General features: G+C 67.3%; 15 protein-coding genes. 12 read left to right on the top strand and 3 right to left on the bottom strand.

Translation table 11 applies throughout. The features are described from left to right. Positions 1 to 161: 161 nt before the first annotated feature. Positions 162 to 923: a PEP-CTERM sorting domain-containing protein gene (locus tag IT184_09380; GenBank protein MCC7009014.1), complete on the bottom strand. Its 762-nt coding sequence runs from the start codon at positions 921 to 923 to the stop codon at positions 162 to 164. A 217-nt stretch (positions 924 to 1,140) separates the two neighbouring features. Between IT184_09380 and IT184_09375 the strand changes: the two genes are divergently transcribed. The 5 genes from IT184_09375 to IT184_09355 all read left to right on the top strand — a co-directional run bounded on the left by IT184_09375 (position 1,141) and on the right by IT184_09355 (position 6,815). Next, positions 1,141 to 1,809: a PIG-L family deacetylase gene (locus IT184_09375; protein ID MCC7009013.1), complete on the top strand. Its 669-nt coding sequence runs from the start codon at positions 1,141 to 1,143 to the stop codon at positions 1,807 to 1,809. An 18-nt stretch (positions 1,810 to 1,827) separates the two neighbouring features. Continuing rightward, positions 1,828 to 3,306 carry a hypothetical protein gene (locus IT184_09370; protein MCC7009012.1) on the top strand — a complete coding sequence of 493 codons (1,479 nt, stop codon included), beginning with the start codon at positions 1,828 to 1,830 and terminating at the stop codon, positions 3,304 to 3,306. 49 nt (positions 3,307 to 3,355) lie between these two features. Further along, complete coding sequence (locus tag IT184_09365) at positions 3,356 to 3,589, top strand: transposase (protein ID MCC7009011.1); 234 nt, start codon at positions 3,356 to 3,358, stop codon at positions 3,587 to 3,589. A 69-nt stretch (positions 3,590 to 3,658) separates the two neighbouring features. Beyond that, complete coding sequence (locus tag IT184_09360; protein MCC7009010.1) at positions 3,659 to 3,976, top strand: FtsX-like permease family protein; 318 nt, start codon at positions 3,659 to 3,661, stop codon at positions 3,974 to 3,976. Positions 3,977 to 4,073: 97 nt separating this feature from the next. Then, positions 4,074 to 6,815, top strand: coding sequence for a protein kinase (locus IT184_09355; GenBank protein MCC7009009.1), 2,742 nt, complete (start codon positions 4,074 to 4,076; stop codon positions 6,813 to 6,815). A 261-nt stretch (positions 6,816 to 7,076) separates the two neighbouring features. Here IT184_09355 and IT184_09350 read toward each other — a convergent pair whose 3' ends face one another. Then, a complete protein-coding gene (locus tag IT184_09350; protein ID MCC7009008.1) occupies positions 7,077 to 8,432 on the bottom strand; it encodes a nucleotide sugar dehydrogenase in 1,356 nt (451 codons plus the stop codon). Positions 8,433 to 8,577: 145 nt separating this feature from the next. Here IT184_09350 and msrP point away from each other — a divergent pair, with 145 nt between their 5' ends. The 3 genes from msrP to IT184_09335 all read left to right on the top strand — a co-directional run bounded on the left by msrP (position 8,578) and on the right by IT184_09335 (position 12,498). Further along, positions 8,578 to 9,543: a protein-methionine-sulfoxide reductase catalytic subunit MsrP gene (gene msrP, locus IT184_09345; GenBank protein ID MCC7009007.1), complete on the top strand. Its 966-nt coding sequence runs from the start codon at positions 8,578 to 8,580 to the stop codon at positions 9,541 to 9,543. A 184-nt stretch (positions 9,544 to 9,727) separates the two neighbouring features. Next, positions 9,728 to 10,225 carry a sulfoxide reductase heme-binding subunit YedZ gene (locus IT184_09340; protein ID MCC7009006.1) on the top strand — a complete coding sequence of 166 codons (498 nt, stop codon included), beginning with the start codon at positions 9,728 to 9,730 and terminating at the stop codon, positions 10,223 to 10,225. 185 nt (positions 10,226 to 10,410) lie between these two features. Then, positions 10,411 to 12,498, top strand: a complete 2,088-nt coding sequence (locus IT184_09335) for a radical SAM protein (protein MCC7009005.1) — start codon at positions 10,411 to 10,413, stop codon at positions 12,496 to 12,498. A 125-nt stretch (positions 12,499 to 12,623) separates the two neighbouring features. Here IT184_09335 and IT184_09330 read toward each other — a convergent pair whose 3' ends face one another. Beyond that, on the bottom strand, positions 12,624 to 13,727 hold the full coding sequence (locus IT184_09330; GenBank protein ID MCC7009004.1) for an MBL fold metallo-hydrolase: 1,104 nt from the start codon (positions 13,725 to 13,727) through the stop codon (positions 12,624 to 12,626). Between the two features lie 50 nt (positions 13,728 to 13,777). Here IT184_09330 and IT184_09325 point away from each other — a divergent pair, with 50 nt between their 5' ends. The 4 genes from IT184_09325 to IT184_09310 all read left to right on the top strand — a co-directional run bounded on the left by IT184_09325 (position 13,778) and on the right by IT184_09310 (position 19,607). After that, positions 13,778 to 14,458 (top strand): HAD family phosphatase, encoded by a 681-nt coding sequence (locus IT184_09325; GenBank protein MCC7009003.1) that lies wholly within the window; start codon positions 13,778 to 13,780, stop codon positions 14,456 to 14,458. Between the two features lie 19 nt (positions 14,459 to 14,477). Further along, entirely contained in the window at positions 14,478 to 16,049 is a 1,572-nt protein-coding gene (locus IT184_09320) for a PQQ-dependent sugar dehydrogenase (GenBank protein MCC7009002.1), read from the top strand. A 242-nt stretch (positions 16,050 to 16,291) separates the two neighbouring features. Next, on the top strand, positions 16,292 to 18,718 hold the full coding sequence (locus IT184_09315; protein ID MCC7009001.1) for a c-type cytochrome: 2,427 nt from the start codon (positions 16,292 to 16,294) through the stop codon (positions 18,716 to 18,718). Further along, positions 18,651 to 19,607: a ThuA domain-containing protein gene (locus IT184_09310; protein ID MCC7009000.1), complete on the top strand. Its 957-nt coding sequence runs from the start codon at positions 18,651 to 18,653 to the stop codon at positions 19,605 to 19,607. Before IT184_09315 ends, IT184_09310 begins: the two co-directional genes overlap by 68 nt. The last annotated feature ends 22 nt before the right edge of the window (positions 19,608 to 19,629 follow it).

Genomic DNA, 19,629 nt, shown 5'->3' with positions numbered 1-19,629 from the left:
GATCTTCCCAGCCCGGACCGGCAACTCAAGAAAGCTGCCAAAATCAGGAATTGGGTTTCCCCTGCGGGGAAGACGAACGCCCAGTGTGAGACGACGATGTTACGTCAGAGGGGGGTGTCGAAATTACAGGAATGTCGCTGAGACGCCGAATTCTCGGACGTTCAGAATTGCCCGGAACGGCTGCGGCGGCGTCGCGCGATGAGCCCTGCCGCGCCCGAGAGCACGAGAAGTGCGGTCGCCGGTTCCGGCACCGGCGTCAGCGTGAGCGAGGTCCCATCCGCGTAGTGTCCCAGGAACTCGAACGGCACGGGCGTGTCGTCGATCGTCTCCTTCGCGGCAAGACGCACGCCGATGAATGTCGTCCCCGGCGGGAGCAGCAGCGTGACGCTCAGCGGCTCCCACGTGTTCGGGTCGTCGTCCGAGGTGAGGAAGGCGTTCGCGGTCGCGAGCGGCGACTCGGCGGCGAGAGGGAAGTCCGCTGGCAGGCCTCCGAAGGCGCGCAGCGTGATGAAGAACAGCGGCTCGGTGTTGCCGCCGATCCGATTGAAGTGAGCGGAGAACGTGACCAGTGCCTCGCCGGCCTGAATGACCGATTGCGCCGGCGCCGCGTCGATGAGTTGCCAGACGTCTGACGCCCATCCCCAGCCGGCTGCGGGATTGGCGCTCGAGAGGAAGCGCAGCATCGCCTCGCCTTCGAACGGCGCGATCCCCTGCTCCGCAGTCACGCGCCTGGAATCGTCGCCCTCCCACTGTCCGGTCGTGGACGGCAACCCGTTGAAGGTCATCCCGGCCGTCGGCTCGTCGGTCTCGAACCCGGCATTGGTGAGCGTCAGCGGCGTCGCCGCTGCCGTCGCTGCCAAGGACACGACGATTCCGGCGGCCATCAGGCCGCGCGCGGCCGCGACACAAAAACGTGACGGCATCCTGGTCTTCCGAATCGGCAAGCGGTGTACCACCGGCTCAGCGAATCGCCGCAGCGCGGCCCCGGTGCGAGTCGGCGTGGAGGGCGACTCTCGCGGCCGAAATCCGGCAACTGCACCAGAGCGACGCCTCCGCCTGTCAAATCTGCAGGCGCGTCGAGCAGCGCTGCGCCGGGTTCGGCTTTTGCATCGGGCCGGCGCCTGGAGGATCATCGACCGTATGACCATGCCCGCTGGACCCGTGCTCGTTGTCGCCGCGCATCCCGATGACGAGGTGCTCGGCCTGGGCGGTACGCTCGCCCGGCATGTCGCCGCGGGCGACGAGGTGCACGCGCTCGTGCTGTGTGAGGCGATGAGCCTGCGGTATCCCGATGCGACGGACGATTTCCTGTCGCGAGAAGGCCGCGCCTCGGCGGAAGTGCTCGGCTTGTCGTCGTGGACGCTCGTCGGGTTGCCGGACCAAGGGCTCGACAAACTGTCGCTCGTCGACGTCGCGGCGCCCATCGAGCGCGCCGTGCAGGAGTTGAAGCCGGCGGTGCTCTACGTGCCCTGGCGCGGCGACATCAACCGCGATCATCGGCTCGCGCAGGATGCGGCGCTCGTCGGCGCCCGCTGCAAGGTTCGATCGATCCGTCAGATCTTCGCGTACGAAACGCCGAGCGAGACCGAGTGGGGCGTGCCGTACAACTTCTCACCGAACCACTTCGTCGACATCAGCGACTACCTCGATACGAAGATCGAGGCGATGCGCTGCTACGTCAGCCAGACGCCCGATCCACCCCATCCGCGGTCGCTCGAGCACTTGCGGCTGCGGGCGCACTACTGGGGGCAGTGCATGATGATGCCCGCCGCCGAGCCATTCTCCCTGCTGCGCAGCTACTGGCGCTGAGCCGCGAGTCCCGCGTCGATGCCATCGTCGAATCCGGTCACGCCGATTCTCGTCCCGCGCGTCAGCGTCAACGACGACGTCGTCGTCGTGGCGCGTCTCATCGTCGAGCCTGGTCAGCGCGTCGCGCGCGGCGACATCGTCGCGGTGATCGAGACCACGAAGGCCTCGTTCGATGTGGAGTCTCCCGCTGACGGGCACTGCTGGTTCGCGGTCTCGGAAGGTGACGACGTGGCGGTGGGCGCCGAAATCGGGCAGTTGACGGATGGTGCCCGTCCGCCGTCCGCCGGGCTGCCGCGGGCGTCGGCGCGAGTCGAGGGTGCGGCGCCAGTGGAAGCGCCGACACGAGTGGAGGCGCCGGCGCGCGTGGACCCGTCAACGCGAATCGAGGGGGTAGCGCGAGTGGAGGCGCCGCCACGAGACGCCGAGCCCGCCGTTCGGCCGCCGGTCGCCGCTGCTGCCTCGATAGCCGCGACTCCGGCCGCCACCGGAATACTCGATCCGGCATTCCTCGCCGACATCCGCAAGCCGGGCAGTGGGTTCGCGGACTTGGCGAGCGATCTCAAGGTCCGCCTCTATCGCCAGTTCGGCGCGCTCGTCGATGACGATGTGGTGTTCGAGCCGGGAGCGGCGATCTATGCCGCCTCCATCCAGGTCGGGCGCGGCTGTAGGTTCGGCGCGCGCACCGTGATTCAGGCCGAGTCGCTCGTGGTCGGTGTCGGCGGTCTGTTCGGCCACGACAACGACATCATGTGCCGGCATCTCCGGTTCGGCGACATGCTGTTTCTCGTCAACCGCGTGCTGATCGGCCAGGGCGGCGCGTTCAACGCCGAGGCGTCGCTGACGGTGGGGCATTCGTGTCTCGTGTCGAGCGATTGTCTGATCAACACGTCGCACGCGGTGACGATCGGCGACGTCAGTTGCCTCAGCCCTCGCGTTTCGATCTACACGCACAGCCATTGGCAGAACGTGCTGGACGGCTACACGGCGAGCTTCGCACCGGTGACGATCGGCCGCCACGTCTGGGTCACGGGTGGCTGCCTCGTCACGCCCGGCACCGTGATGGAAGACGGCTCGCAGGCCCTGGCCAACTCCCTGATCACGGGCCGTGTGCCGGCCCGCACGATCGTCGCCGGCGTGCCGGCGAAGCCCATCACGGCAGTGCGTGGCCAGTTGAGCCCAGCCGCCAAGGACCATCTCATGCGGGCGCGGGTCTGGCCGGAAGTCGTGAAAGCGATGCGCGCGGCAGGCATGGATCCGGCATCGGCCGCCTACACCGGCCTCCGGCCGGCCGGCGATTGCTCTGCGATCGTTCAGGCGGCATTCGGGCCATGCCCTGAAGGCTATGGCGGCTGCTACTTCGACCTGGAATCCTATCGGGTCCAGGGCGAGATGAACCGCGCGGCTGACGAAGTGCGCAACGTGCTTCGGAAGCACGGCGTCCGCTTCGAGAGCCACCTCTGGCGGTACCGCGCCGATGTGGGGAAGTTCAACGCCTGACGCGTTGCGGCGGCATCTGCCCGGATCCTGACTTGTACCGTCGCCCGACCTGGCACGCGCGTACGGGATCACCGAGCAGACGTACTACCGGTGGAAAGCGAAACACGGCGGTCTGGAGCTGAGCGAGCGGCAGCGGGTGAAGCAGCTCGAAGACGAGAGCCGGCGATTGAAGCACGTGGTCGCTGAGCAGGCGCTGGACATTCAGGCGCTGAAAGCGGTGCTGGAAAAGAAAGGTGGTGGGGCCCGCTGCGAAACGTGCCGCCGTGGGCCTGCTCCAACGTGATCACGGCGTCAGTCTCCGGCGGGCGTGCCGCGTCGTCGGCTTGAGTACGGCGACGTGGGTCTGTACTCCGTGATGGCCACGCACGTGCGGCAGCGGGATCGCGAGATCCCCGTTCGGCTGGTGCTGGGTGCGACCAGCGCGAACGTGCGTCGACTCGTGCTGGTTGAGGCGGGTCGGCTTGTCAGCTCCGGCGCACTGCTCGGCGCCGCGGGCGCGGTTGCCGGCGCGCGCTTCCTGCGCGGCCTGTTGTACGAGGTGCAGCCGATGGATCCGTTGATGATCGGCGGCGCCGCTGTCGTGTTGATCGCGGCTGCCGCGCTCGCCGCGTACGCACCGATGCGACGCGCCGCACGCGCCGACGTGGTGAGCGTGCTGCGCAGTCAGTGAACCGGCCGGATCTGTCCGAAGTATCTCTACAGATTATCCCCACGGACATTAGCTCATTGGGCAGGAGTGAGAGTCCCGCGCATATAATCGCCGCTTGATGTCCAGCGGCGGCGATCCGCTGATCGGTCAGACGTTCTCTCACTACCGCATCGTCGAGAAGCTCGGCGTCGGCGGCATGGGGGTTGTCTACAAAGCCGAAGACACGCGGCTGCATCGTCCCGTCGCGCTCAAGTTCATTTCAGAAGGTCTCGCGGCCGATGCGGAGGCGCTCGGTCGATTCCAGCGTGAAGCGCGGACGGCGTCGGCGCTGAACCATCCACATATCTGCACCATCTACGACATCGGCGAACAAGGCGGGCGGTCGTTCATCGCCATGGAGTACCTGGAAGGCCAGACGCTGAAGGATCGTTTGGCTGCGGGCCCACTCCGGCGGGACGCCGTGCTGCGCCTCGGAACGCAGCTCGCTGATGCGCTGGACGCCGCGCATCGAGCCGGCGTGATCCACCGTGACATCAAACCGGCCAACCTGTTCATCGGATCGCGCGATCACCTGAAGGTGCTCGACTTCGGCGTCGCGAAGATGCGAACGCAGCCGCATCACGCGGTCGACGCCACCACCGTCGTCGGCACACGTCAGGGCGTGGTGGTCGGTACCGCGGCTTACATGTCGCCGGAGCAGGCCGGTGGCGAGGTCGTCGATCACCGTGCCGACATCTGGAGTGCCGGCATGGTGCTCTACGAGATGATCAGCGGCACGCGACCCTCTTCGGCCGGCCGGCGAAGCCTTGGCGATTCCGAGCTGGAGCCGATCATCGCGAAGTGTCTCGACGAGGATCGCGAGCTTCGTTATCAGCATGCGGCCGACCTGCGCATCGATCTCGAGCGGCTGACCCGGTCGACCGTCGCGGGGCCGGCGGCGCAACGCCGGTGGCTGCCGGCCGCAGCTGCGGCGACCGTGGTGGTGGCGGTGATCGCCGGATGGATCTATCGGCCGCGCGCGGCGACGCTCACCGACACGGACACGATCATCCTCGGGGAGTTCACCAACACGACCGGTGACGCGGTCTTCGATGAAACGCTGCGACAGGGACTGGCCGTGCAGCTTCAGCAGTCGCCGTTCCTCCGCCTGATCTCGACCGAGCGCGTCCGCAGAACGCTGCTTCTGATGAACCAGTCGGCCGACGCGAGATTGACTCCTCAGCTGGCGCTCGGTGTGTGCGTGAGGACGGCCAGCGCCGCCGTGCTGGAAGGGTCGATCGCGATGCTCGGCAGCCAGTACGTCCTGGGTCTCCGCGCGACCAGCTGCACGAGCGGCGACATCCTGGCCAACGAGCAGGCGCAGGCGGCAAAGAAAGAAGATGTGTTGGGCACGCTCAGCGTCATTGCCACGCAATTCCGAACGCGCGTTGGCGAATCGCTCGCCACCATCGAAGAGCATTCGATGCCGCTCGAGGAAGCCACGACCACCTCCCTCGACGCACTGAAAGCCTATAGCGCGGGGATGGCGGTGAACGGATCGCGGCGCATACCGTTGCTCCAGCGCGCGATCGAACTCGATCCGGAATTTGCCATGGCGCACGCGCACCTGGGATTCCGCTTCAGTGCCGTGGGTGAATCGGCGCTGGCGCGGCAGAGCCTGCTCAGGGCGTACGAACTTCGCCATCGAGCCAGCAACGTCGAACGCTACTACATCGACACGCTGTACCACCGCGACGTCACCGGTAACATGGAACGGGAACTCCAGACGCTGGAAGCGTGGGCGCAGGATTACCCTCGCGATGACAATGCGACCAACTTGCCTGCGGGTCTGGCGCTGAGCAGCACCGGCCAGCACGAGCGCGCGATTGCCCAGACCGACAAGACCATCGCGCTGGACCCCGACTCACCGAACGCGTACTCCAGCCGGGCACGGAATCAACTCCTGGCGAATCGTCCTGACGATGCCCTGCTCACGGTGCAGCGCGCGACAGAACGCAACATCGACAACAGTGAGCTGGTGCTGATTCCCTACCTGGTTGCCTTCTTGAAAGGCGATGCGGACGCGATCACACGGACGGGAACCGAGGCGAAGAAGAACTCTGACTTGCAGGACTTCATGCCGCACTTGGAGGCGCTCGCCCTCGCTCGTTCGGGCCGTCTGCAAGACGCCCGACGAATATCTGCGGTGCCGGTCGAGATCGCGCAGCAGTCGGGTCGACGTGAACGAGCCGGCATGTTCGAGGCGGCACGAGCTGTGTGGGAAGCGTTCTACGGGAATGCGACGGCTGCGAGGCAAGGTGCCGGCAGAGCGCTCGCCCTGGGCAAGTTTCGAGACGTGGACTACGCGGCGGCCTTTGCGCTCGCCCTTTCCGGTGACGTGCCGCAGTCACGCGCCCTGGCTGAGAACCTCGCCCGCAAGTTCCCCGAAGATACATCGGTGCAATTCATGTATCTGCCGGTGCTGCGCGCGCTGTCCTCCCTGAGCAATGGCGATTCGGCAGCGGCGATCCAGGCGCTGCAGATCTCGTCGCGGTACGATCTCGCCCTCGGTCGCCTCGGTTTCGTCGGGCGCTTCGGCGGCCTTTATCCGATCTACGTCCGCGGTCTGGCCTACCTCGCCGCGCGCCAGCCCGCGGACGCTGCCGCCGAGTTTCAGCGCATCATCGATCATCCTTACATCACGCTCGTCGATCCGATGACGGCGCTGGCGCGGCTGCAGTTGGCGCGGGCGCTCGCACAGTCGGGTGACACCGTGAAAGCGAAGAGTGCCTACAATGATCTGCTGACGTTGTGGAAGAACGCCGACGCGGATCTGGCGCTTCTCCGGGATGCGCGGGCGGAGCTCGCTCGATTGCCGTGAACGGCGCGGAGGTCCGAACCCGAGATCGCAACCACCGGATTCGTTTTGGCAGGGCACGCCGGAGCAGCGAATTCAAGCGGTCGCGACGTAAGACATTGGCGTTCGCGACCTAGTCGTGCCGCAGTGTGACGAGCGGATCAACGCGACTCGCGCGCGCGCCGCCGGGGGATGGGCCGCCAGCATCCCGACCACGAGCGCCATCGCACCCACACCGATGACGCGCCCGCCGTCGGCGTGCCTCGAGCGAGATGGATCGAGAGCTCAGGACCGTGCGGCTGACGGCGCTCCGAGCTTGAAGATGTGATCGGCGGCACGCTTGATGGCGTTCCTCGAGTCGACGATGAGCCGTGCGTGCCGCACGATCTCGTCGTAGTTGAACGCCCGATGATCGGTGACGATCACGGCGCAGTCGGCCTCGGCCAGCGACTGCGGCGTCAGCGGCACCGAGACCAGATCGATCCCGCCCGGCCAGTCACGCGCCGCGATGCGCTCGACGTAGGGGTCGTGGTAGACGATCCGGCCGCCTTTCTGTGCCAGGGCCGCCATGATGTCGAGCGCCGGCGATTCGCGCAGGTCGTCGATGTCCCGCTTGTAGGAGACGCCGAGCACGAGGATCGACGAGCCGTTGATCGCCTTGCGGTGGGCGTTGAGCGCCTCGGCGACCTTGTCCACGACGTGGTGCGGCATCGCCCCGTTCACGTGGCCGGCGAGCTCGATGAACCGCGCCTCGAAGCCGACCTCCTTGACCTTCCAGGAGAGGTAGAAGGGGTCGATCGGAATGCAGTGGCCGCCGAGGCCCGGGCCCGGATAAAAGGGCATGAAGCCGAACGGCTTGGTCGCCGCCGCGTCGACGACTTCCCATACGCTCAAGCCCAGCCGATCGCACATCAACGCCAGCTCGTTGACGAGACCGATGTTCACCGCGCGAAACGTGTTCTCGAGCAGCTTGACCATCTCGGCGACGCGCGGCGAGCTGACCGGCACGACGCTGTCGATCGAGGCGCGATAGAGCGTGCTGGCGAGCTCCGTGCAGGTCGGCGTCATGCCGCCGACGACTTTGGGCACGTTCCTCGTGTTCCACTTCTCGTTGCCGGGATCCACGCGCTCCGGCGAGAAGGCGAGGAAGAAATCGCGGCCCGCCTTGAACCCGCGCCGTTCGAGAATGGGCGAGACGACCTCGTCGGTCGTGCCTGGATACGTGGTCGATTCCAGGACGACGAGCTGGCCGGGCCTCAGGTACTCCGCGATCATCTCGACCGCCGACACCACATAGGAAAGGTCCGGGTCCTTCGTCTTGTTCAGCGGCGTCGGCACGCAGATGTTCAGCGTGTCCAGCTCCTGGACGACGGCGCGGTCCGTGGTCGCGCTCAGCCGTCCCGCTTCGCGGAACCGCGCGACGTCGGCCGTCGAGACGTCCTGGATGTAGGACTCGCCCTGATTGATCAGATCGACCTTGCGCTGGTCGAGGTCGATGCCCACCGCGCGGAAGCCGGCCCGTGCCAGCTCGACCGCCAGCGGCAAGCCGACGTAGCCGAGGCCGACGACCCCGACCTGCGCCGTGCGCGACTGCAGCTTGTGCCGCAAGCTCGCGGCGAGATCCGTCGTGGCCGGCGAAATCGGAGAAGAAGCCTGTGTCGACACGGCTTCGTATTATGCCATTCGCTGCGGGCGCGCCATCCGAAAAAGCACCGAAACACCCGCACCGTGTCGCGGCGTAAAGTAGAACGATCCTGCGCCGCCGGATCACAATTCTGGAGGGCCCATGCTGCTGCGAGTGAAACGGCCATCGGAGCTGCCGTACTCGGACGTCACGCCCGAGGCGGTCTACCGGTCTCGCCGCGAGTTCATGAAGAGCGTCGCGGCCGGCGCCGTGGCCGTGGCGGCCACCTCGCTCGAGGCCTGCGCCGCGACGGCCGAGCAGGCGGCGCCCTCGGCGCTCAACGCGACCCGCAACCCGAAGTACGTCGCCTCCGACAAGCTGAACTCGTTTCGAGACATCACGACCTACAACAACTTCTACGAGTTCGGCCTCGAGAAGAGCGATCCGGCCGCGTACGCCGGCCAACTGGTCGTCAAGCCCTGGACCGTCACAGTGGACGGTATGGTCGGCAAGCCCGGCAACTACGGCGTCGAGGACCTGGTCGATTTCAAGGCGCTCGAGGAGCGGGTCTATCGGCATCGCTGCGTCGAAGCCTGGTCGATGGTCATCCCGTGGATCGGCGTGCCGCTCTCGAGCGTGCTGAGCAAGGTTCAGCCGGCGCCGTCGGCCAAGTTCGTCGAGTTCACGACCCTGCTGCGGCCCGAGCAGATGCCAGGCCAGCGGAGCAACATCCTCGACTGGCCGTACGTCGAGGGGCTGGAGATGAAGGAGGCGATGCACCCGCTGGCCTTCATGGTGGTCGGCCTCTACGGCAACGTGCTGCCGAATCAGAACGGCGCGCCGCTCCGGATCCACATCCCATGGAAGTACGGGTTCAAGAGCGGCAAGTCGATCGTGCGCATTCGGTTCACCGACCAGATGCCCAGGACGACCTGGGCGCTGTCGGCGCCGGACGAGTACGGCTTCTACGCCAACGTGAACCCGAACGTGCCGCATCCGCGCTGGAGCCAGGCGCGTGAGCGCCGGCTACCGAGCCTCTTCGCCAGCACGCCGACACAGTTGTTCAACGGCTACGCGGACGAGGTCGGCGGGCTGTACACGAATCTCGATCTGGTGAAGAACTTCTAGTCCCGTGGTTCGACGCGCGTCGCTGCCGTGGCTGGTCCGGGCCTTCTACTGGCTCGTCTTCGTCGCCTGCGCGACGCCGCTCGCGTACCTCGTGTGGCAGGTCGCCCCGCTCCTCGTCCCGCTGCTCGCGCCCGATCTCGTGCTCGACTGGGATGGCGGGCTGGGCCCGAATCCGGTCGAGACGATGCTCCACGAGACGGGGCGTGATGCGCTGGCGATCCTGCTCATCACGCTGGCGGTCACCCCGGTGCGACGGATGACCGGGTGGAACCGGATTCAGCTCGTCCGCCGGATGACCGGGCTCTGGTCGTTCACGTATGCCGCCGTGCACCTGCTGATCTACGTCGTCTTCAACCACCTGGGCGACGTGGGTGCCATCTGGGAGGACGTCGCCGAGCGGCCGTTCATCACCGCCGGCATGTTCACGTTCGTGCTGCTGGTCGCGCTCGCGCTGACGTCCACGGCGGCGATGATGCGGCGGCTCGGCCGGCGGTGGCAGCAGTTGCACCGGCTCGCCTACGTCGCCGCATTCACGGGGGTGGTCCACTTCGCGTGGGGACAGAAAGCGGACATCCGGGAGCCGCTGCTTTGGGGCGCCGTGCTGGCCGTGCTGCTCGCAGTTCGGGTCGCCTACGCTCTCCGGCGCCGCCGGCCCGGGCTCCAGCCGGCCGTAAGTCGTTGAACGGTTTGGTGTTGAAGCCAAAGTAGCCAGCGGGCCGTTCAGCGGTCCGTCCTGCCAGCTCACCCCCGGCTACGGCCCGTTGAAGACAATTGTGTAGCCGCCCCACGGGTCCGCGACTATCCTCGCATCGACGACAGGGGCTGGAGGCCGTCTTGGGCTTCGATCCCTTTCCGTCGCGGAGGTGTATGCACAAGCCCGTCAAGTACCTCGAGAAGGGTCTGACTGTCGCGGCCAAGGGCGCCTGGGTCGTCTACGACGCGCTGAACAGCATTCGACCGAATGCGTCGTTCACGCCGACGTGGTCCGAGAAGCCGCTGCTGAAGTCGTGGCAGAAGGTCAAGCCGCCGCTGGGCTGGCCGCGCGAGACCGACTCGCTCTGCCCGGTCTGCGTGCGCGAGGCGCGGCAGGAGATCCTCGACGGGAAGCGCGACTACAAGGTGCTGCTCACCGAGAAGATCGGCGAGATCAAGGCGACCATCGTCGAGCGCGACGGCAAGATCATGATGGTGAAGGACTGCCCGATCCACGGCCACTTCGAGGACGTGATGGCCATCGATCCGGCGTTCTTCAAGCACCTGGAGGAGTCGTTCCCCGGCTCCGACATCCGGGCGCACAACGACGAGAAGCTGCACAACCACGGCTCGTCGACCATCAAGTACGGGCGCGGCGCGGTGCTGACGATCGACCTGACGAACCGCTGCAACATGATGTGCGATCCGTGCTTCATGGACGCGAACCAGGTCGGGTTCGTGCACGAGTTGAGCTGGGAAGAGATCAAGACCATGCTCGACAACGCGATCACGATCAAGCCGCGGCGGCAGATGTCGGTGCAGTTCTCGGGCGGCGAGCCCACGCTGTCGCCGTACTTCCTCGACGCCGTGCGGTACTCGCGCAAGGTCGGCTACAACTCGGTCCAGGCCGCGACGAACGGCATCGAGTTCGCGAAGAGCCCGGAGTTCGCGAAAGCCGCCGCGGAAGCCGGCCTGCGCTACGCCTACCTCCAGTTCGACGGGATCGGCAATGCCGCGAACTCGCACCGGCTGGTCGGCAACCTGTTCGACGTCAAGCTGCGGGCGATCGAGAACCTGTGGCGCGCCGGCGTCGACATCGTGCCCGTGACGACGATCGTCAACGGCGTGAACAACGAGCAGGTCGGCCGCATCATCCAGTTCGCGCTCGACAACCCGAAGCGCATCTCCTTCCTGTCGTTCCAGCCGGTGTCGTTCACCGGCCGCGACGAGGAGATCACGGACGAGCGCCGGCACGCGCAGCGCTATACGCTCTCGCACCTCGCGCACGACGTGAAGAAGCAGACCGGCCTCGGCGAGCCGGTGCGCGACTGGTTCCCGATCTCGTTCATGGGCACGTTCGGCGACTGGGCCGACCTCGTGCACGGGCCGCAGGCGGAGTTCGGGCAGCTCTCGTGCGGTTGCCACCCGAACTGCGGCGTCGGCATGGCGATCATGGTCGACAAGGAGACCAAGGAAGCCGTGCCCGTGACCGCCTTCCTCAAGGGCGAACAGCTCGCCAAGGACATCGCGAAGGTCAACGACGCCGCGCGGGGACGCGGGATGTCGGTCCTCGGCATGGCGCTCGCGCTCATGAAGAACTACGACCCGTTCCAATCGCCCACGCACTTCAAGCTCGCCGACCTGCTGAAGAAGTTCGACAAGACGTTCGGCGCCACGAAGGGCGCGCGTCAGGGCAAGTACGGCAGGGTCGAGGGCGATCGCACCGACAAGGACATCGAGATCCGCCGCGCCGATCGCTGGAACTTCCTGTTCATCGCGGGCATGTGGTTCCAGGACCTCTTCAACTACGACTTCCGCCGCACCGAGCGCTGCATCATCCCGTACGCGACGCAGGAAGGGGAGATCAGCTTCTGCGCCTACAACACCGGCATCGGCTGGCGGAACATCGTCGAGAAGATGCACATGACGGCGACGCTCACGAAGTGGTACGAGGAGCACGGCCGGCACGAGATCGTGGCTGGAGGCAAGAAGGTGGCGCTCGACTCGACCGCGCACTCGCTCCAGCTCGACGCCGAAGCGGTCGCCAAGGGCCGCCAGACGGATCTCGACGAGAAGGGCATCGCCAAGAACGCTCGTGAGGAGAAGCTGCGCGCCCGCAAGGCGCAGCACGAACACGAGAAGATGGCCGAGCTCTACCGCCAGGTGGTGTTGAAGGAGCCGAAACCGCAAATCGCGACCGGGATCCAGATCCAGGGCCTCGGGAAGAAGTCGGAGCCGGAGACGGAGACGGTCGCGAAGTAAGCGCGCAAGCCCTCTCTGGACTGCGCCGCCGCTTCGATGGCGGCGCGGGAGGAGATCGTCGATACCGAAACGGGCCGGGTGTGTCACCCGGCCCGTTGTCTTTTCGCGCGCCGCCGGCCGGGCGCTCAGCGGCGGCCGTACGTCTTGCTGAAGCCGTTCCTCGTGTTCGTCACCGTGAACGTGCCGTCACGGTATGCGGAGATCCTGATGGCGTGCGCGGGCACGTGTGCCGAGGCGGCCGCCGTCGCGCGGCCCGCGCCGGAGGCCGGCGCGTCGGCCGGCGGCGCGATCACGCCGCCGATCACCCGCGCGTCGTCCACGTTCGCGATGAACACGCCGGGGGCGTTGTGCTCGATGAGCGCGTGGTACGACCAGTGGAGCTGCCAGATGTCCTCGAAGCCCGGGCTGGACCGCAGCGTCTGGAAGGTCGCGACGGCGCCGCCCTTGCGCGTGCCATTCTGCATGACGGCCACGCGCGGCCGCACGGCGTGGACGAGGGCCGGCGCACCGGAGATGTCGAGGCCGTGGTGCGTGACCATGTAGAGGTCCACCGGGCCGATGAGGTTGCGCGGACAAACGAGGTCGTGCTCGCGATCCCACACGAGGTCGCCGAGATCCAACGCTCTGAACTGGCCGAACGCCACGACGCTGCCCACGGACTGATCGTTCTCGTCGGGCGTGGCGTTCTTCTTCACGAAGTCCGCGCACGCCGGGTTGGCCTGGCCGCCGCCGGCGAGCGGCGCCGTGATGGCGCGCCCGGCGGCCGTCACGATCCGCCAGTCGAGATCCGCGACCGGCAGCCGGTCGCCTGGCTTCACGACCGTGCGCCTGGCGGCGCCGGAGAGCGCCGCGTAGGTCTGCGAGAAGTTCGCGACCTGTTCCCGCGGCTCGACGTTCGGACCGTGGTCGACGTAGTGCTTCACGGGGATCTTGGCCGCGAGATCCGCCAGGCCGCCCACATGGTCGACGTGGTAGTGGGTCGAGATCAGGTGATCGATTTGGCGGACGCCAGCCTCCTGCAGCATGGCGAGGATGCGGCTGCCGTCGCGCGGGCCGGGATTGCCGCTGTCGATGAGCACCGTCTCGCCGGAGGGCGTGACGAACAGCGCCGACTTGCCGCCTTCCGTATCGGCGACGTAGATCTCGAGCGGCGCCTCGCGGCGCTGCGCCTGGAGGCTGCCGCCGAAGACGAGCGCGGCGGCCAGCACGGTGGTGACGATCGGGTTCATCGAGTCCTCCTCACAGTCGGTGGCGACCCCTATAATCAACCAGACTCTCGATGCCCGAAGCAGTCATTCTGGACATGGACGGCCTCATGCTCGATACCGAGGCCATCTCGCGCCGGGTGTGGCGCGAGGCCGCGCAGGATCTCGGACTCGTCTGGACGGACGAGATTGCCGCCCGCCTCGTCGGACGGCCGGAAGCCGCCACGCGGGTTCTGCTCGAAGAGCACTTCAACGACGGCGTGGCTGCGCTCCTTGCCCACGCCCAGTCGCGATACCGGCAGGCGCTCGAGACCGAAGGCGTCCCGAAGAAGGCCGGTCTCGACGATCTTCTCGCCTGGCTTCGTCTGCACGACGTGCCGCGGGCGGTCGCGACATCCACCGCCAGGGCACTGGCCGAGTACAAGCTGGCCCGCGCCGGAATCCGTGGTGCCTTCGACGTGGTCGTCTGCGGCGACGAGATCGCCTGCGGCAAGCCGGCACCAGACATCTTCCTGCACGCTGCCGTGCGGCTCGGCGTGGAGCCCGGACACTGCGTCGTGCTGGAGGACTCCGGTCCGGGGATCGCGGCGGCTGCTGCGGCCGGAATGGTGCCCGTGCTGGTCCCGGACAGCGCGGAGCCGGCGCCCGAAACCAGCGCGCTCGCCGCACACGTCGTCGGATCCCTCCACGAAGCAGCCCGGCTCCTCGAACAGATCCTCCGGGTGCCGTCGTTGTCGCGGCCTGCGGTGAACTGAGTTAGCATCTCCGGCACACATGAGACCCGTCCTGCTGATGGCGGGCGCGATATCGGTGTTGGGGAGTGTGCTCGCGATCGGAGCGGCTGCTCCCGATGCGGGAGCGCCACCACCGGGCGCGCAGGTGGCAGCCGCTGCCGCGCAGGGTGGGCGAGGCGTTCCAGGCGCGTCGCTCTACGCCACGTATTGCGCGGGCTGCCACGGCGTCGATCTCGCGGGAGGACGCGCTCCCAGTCTGTTCACCGAGAAATGGCTCGCCGCCGTCACAGACGAGCAGATGCTCGCCGCGCTCGAGAACGGGAAGCCGGGCACCGAGATGGCGTCGTTCGCGCAGAACTTGAACGAGGCCGAGCGCTGGCAGATCGTCCAGTACATCCGGACGCAAGCTGGTGCGCTCGCGCCGAAGCCGGCGTTCATGGCCGACCCGAGCGGGCAGCTCGTGAGGGCCGGCCGCGAGCAATTGAAAGTCGAGGTCGTCGCGCGCGATCTCGAAACGCCATGGGCGCTCGCGTTCCTGCCCGATGGCCGGCTGCTCGTCACGGAGCGCCCGGGCCGGTTGCGCATCCTCTCCAACGGCACCCTCTCGGCGCCGGTCGCCGGCACACCTTCGGTGCACGTACAGCAGGATGGCGGGTTGTTCGACGTCGAGGTTCACCCGCTCTACCGTGCGAACGGATGGATCTATCTGGCGTACTCGGAAGTCCGTCCCGGCTTCGTGCCGCCGCCACCAGGTGCAGCGCCAGAGACGCCGGCGCCGGGGCGGGGTGGTCGTGGTCCCGTGATTCCGTCGATGACGGTGATCGTGCGTGGCCGCATCTCGCCGGAGCTGCGCTGGATGGATCAGGAGGTCATCTATCGCGCGCCGCTCGAACTGTACACGCCGAGCGGGTCGCACTTCGGGTGCCGGATGCTGTTCGACCAGCAAGGCCGCCTGTTCTTCTCGCTCGGTGAGCGCGGCGTGCTCGCCGACGCCCAGGACTTGTCGAAGCCCACGGGAAAGATCCATCGCGTGACCGATGTCGGTGGCATTCCGGCGGACAACCCGTTTGTCGCTCGTGCTGGTGCGTTGCCGAGTATCTGGAGCTACGGGCACCGAAATCCGGAGGGTCTCGCGTGGGATCCGGTGTCGGGCTTGCTCTGGTCTTCCGAGCATGGGCCGACTGGCGGCGACGAGATCAACGTCATCGAGCCGGGACGCAACTACGGATGGGGCGTGGCGACGAAGGGCACTCAACCGGGAATCACGAAGAGCTCGGAGCCCGGCATGGAGGATCCGATCGCGTACTACACGCCGACGATCGGCCCCGCGGGTATCTCGTTCTACACCGGTGCCACCTATCCGTCCTGGACGAACACCAGCCTGTTCGTGGCCGCTCTCGCCGGCCAACAGCTTCGCCGGCTCGAGATTAAGAACCGAACGGTCGTCAGCCAGGAAGTGATCTTCAACCAGTTCGGCCGTGTTCGGGATGTCGTTCAGGGACCTGACGGGTATTTCTACATCGCGCTCCAACAGCCCACGGGTGCCGGCACGGGTCTCCCTCTGTCGGCTTCCACGCCTGGTCTCGTCATACGGCTCGTTCCTCAGCGATGAAGGCCGGCCCCCGTTCACGTCCTGGTCTCGCGTTCGCCGTGTCCTTCGTTTGCGCGATGTTGCTGGTTGCCGCTGGGAACGAAGCGCCGACCGCGCAGCAGTCCGCGGCCGTGCCAGGCAACATGTGGCCGCCGCCGCGACCGGCACAGCGCGCACATTCGCCGGCGCTCTCACCAGAAGAAGAGCGGCAGACGTTCTCCGTACCGCCGGGGTTTCGCGTCGAGCTGGTCGCAGCGGAGCCCTTGATCGAGTCTCCGATCATCATCGACTTCGACGCCGACGGCCGCCTCTGGGCGATCGAGATGCCGGCGTTCCTGCCCGACCTGTCCGGCCGCGACTCGCGTGAGCCGATCAACCGCGTCGTCGTGCTCGAGGACACCGATGACGACGGCCGGATGGACAAGCGGACGGTGTTTGCCGACGAGCTGGTGATGCCGCGCGCCCTGAAGGTGCTCGAGCGAGGCGTGCTCGTCGGCGAGCCGCCGAACCTGTGGCTGTTCACGGACGTCGACGGCGATCTGAAAGCCGACGCGAAGACGCTCGTCACCAGCACGTACGGCAACGCCAGCGGCAACATCGAGCACAACGCGAACAGCGTGCTCTGGGCGATGGACAACGTCCTCTACTCGTCCGAGCACACCTTCGACCTTCGCTACGCCGGCGGCAAGTTCGAGCCGGTGCCTGCGCTCAGCCGCGGCCAGTGGCTGATTTCGCAGGACGACGCCGGGCGCGTGTACCGCAACGTCAACGACTCGCCGCTGTACGTGGATTACACGCCGTCGCGCTATTTCCTGCGGAACCCGAATCTCGTCCGCACGCGAGGGTTGTTCGAGCTGCTGATCGAGCAGTCCGCCGCGATCGTCTATCCCGTACGTCCGACCGTCGGCGTCAATCGCGGCTATCGGCACCCGGGGCCGTTCTTCCGCGCCGACGGATCGTCGATCGTCATCCAGGGGGCCGGGACGCCGACCATCTATCGTGGCGACCGCTATCCGAAGGATCTCTGGGGCAACGCGTTCATCACCGATTCGCCGACCAATCTCGTGCATCGACTGCGCATCGTCGACGACGGCTCCGGACGGCTGACCGCCGTGAACGGCTACGCGCGCGGCGAGTTCCTCGCGTCGTCCGACGAGCGATTCCGTCCGGTGAGCCTGGCGTCGGCTCCCGACGGCACGATGTACGTCGTCGACATGTATCGCGGCGTCGTGCAGGCCGGCGGACTCTGGTCCGAGTATCTGACCGACTACATCAAGGCCCACGATCTCTTGATGCCCGTCGCAAAGGGCCGGATCTGGCGCGTGGTCCACGGGAACGACGCCGGCCGGCGCGGTCCTGCCCCCAAGCTCAGCCGGTTCACGGCGGGACAGCTCGTGCAGACGCTTGCACATCCGAACGGCTGGTGGCGCGATACCGCGCAGCAGTTGCTCGTCCAGCGCGGCGATCGCTCGATCGCGTTGGCGCTCGAGCGCCTCGTCACCACGGCGCCAGACTGGCGCACCCGCCTGCACGCGTTGTGGACTTTGGCGGGACTCGAGGCAATCCGTCCGGAGCTCGTCGGGCAAGCGTTGGAGGACAACTCCGCCGACGTGCGGGCCGGCGCGGTGAAGATCGCCGAGCGCTGGCTGCGAGTGCCGGGCCATGCACTGAGCACCGCGGTGCTGAGCCGTTTGGACGACCGCAGTTGGAGCGTGCGGCGTCAGCTCGCCGCCTCCATGGGTGAGCTTCCGGAGGAGGCGCGGATCGATCCTGCGCGCCTGCTGTTGCTTCGGCTCGGCGACGATCCGGTCGTCGTCGATGCCGTCCTCAGCGGCCTGCACGGGTTGGAATCGCGCGTCCTCGATCAGTTGACGACGGATCGTGCGCGGCCGGTGTCGTCTGATGCCGTCGCGATGCTGGCCGCGGCGATCACGAAGTCTGGCGTCGCGGCTGACGTGCAGCGGCTGGTCGCCGCAGTTGCGGACGAGCACCAACCTCTCTGGAGGCGGCGGGCGCTGCTCCAAGGGCTGGATGCCGCGCTTCCGGCCGCAGGCGGTGGCCGCGGACGAAGTGGCAGCGGACTGCCCGGTATCAGCGCGCCAGGCGGTCGCGTCACCCTCGCGCCAGGTCGGGGCGTGTCGCTGCCAGCCGAGCCGGCATCGTTGACCGTGCTTGCGCGCGGCAACGGGCCCTTGGCCGGTGCGGCCGCCGCCGTCGTCGCCAGACTCGACTGGCCTGGACGGCCGGCGCCGGTCGTGCCGGCGACGCCGCTCACAGTCGAACAGCAGAAGCGCTACGCTGCGGGTGCGGAGATCTACCGGAACGTTTGCGCCGGGTGCCACAACGACGATGGGCGCGGTCGAGACCGGCTCGGCGCGAATCTCGTCGGATCGCCGTTCGTGACGGCGCCCGACGGCACGGCGCTGTCTCGTATCATGCTGAGCGGCAAAGAGGGCAGCCTCGGTCTCATGCCGCCCGCCGGCGCGACCATGAGGGACGAGGACGTGGCCGCGGTGCTGACGTACGTGCGGCGAGCCTGGGGACACGCCGCGTCGCCGATCAACCCGCTCGACGTCGCCGAGGTACGCGGGCTCACGCGAGGACGCACGAAGCCGTGGACCGATGTGGAGCTGCAGCCTCCGGCCGGCCGTGGCGGCCGAGGCGGCGCCGGCCGCGGTGCGCAGCAGTGACACTGGAGGAGCCGCTATGAAGGTCCATCTGTTCTGCCTGACAGCACTCGCCGTTGCGGCGCTCACGCCAATGGCGGCGCAGCAGCCGCCTGTGCCGTCCGGCGCCGCGCCGGCGATGGAGGGAAGACCCATCCGCGTGTACATTCGCGGCGGTCTGAAGACGCACGGCCCTGGGCTCCACGACTACCCGCAGTTTCTCGCGGACTGGAGCAACGTGCTCACGGCTCGGGGCGCCGTCGTCGATGGCGGACTTCACTTTCCCACGGCGCAGGAGCTCGCGAGCGTCGACGTCATCGTGATGTACAAAGGTGATTCCGGCTACATGACGGCCGACGAGAAGGCGGTGCTCGAGTCGTTCATCAAGCGCGGCGGCGGGCTCGTCAGTTTTCACGACACGCTCTGCGGCGACGATCCCGCGTTCTACTCGTCCGTCGTGGGTGGCGCCAAGAAGCACGGCGAAGTGAACTTCTCGGCCGGCAAGATCAAGTACACGATTACGGACAAGGCGCACCCCATCATGCAGGGGCTGTCGGACTTCGAGATCGACGACGAGGCGTTCTTCAAGATGACATGGTCGGAGTCGCCGAAGATCCACGTGCTGGCGACCGCGCCGATGCCATCGTCCGGCGAAGTCGTGCCGCAGGTCTGGACGTACGAGCGCACGATGTTCGGCGGCCAGCCCTCCCGTGCGTTCGTCTGGATGCAGGGCCACGCCTACGCGAATTTCGCCGATGCTCGCGTGCAGCCGATGATCCTGCGCGGCATCGCCTGGGCGGCCAAGGCGCCCGTCGATTCGCTGCTGACCGTGCGCACGCCGCCGGCGCGCGGAGGCGGTGCCGCGGGGCGTGGCGGCCGGGCTGGTGCGCCGGCGCGTGGCGCCACGCCATAGCATCGGACTCTCGGCCATTTCG

It is taken from the genome of Acidobacteriota bacterium, assembly GCA_020853395.1.
GTDB lineage: Bacteria > Acidobacteriota > Vicinamibacteria > Vicinamibacterales > SCN-69-37 > JADYYY01.
This window is presented reverse-complemented; position numbering and strand designations above follow the sequence as displayed.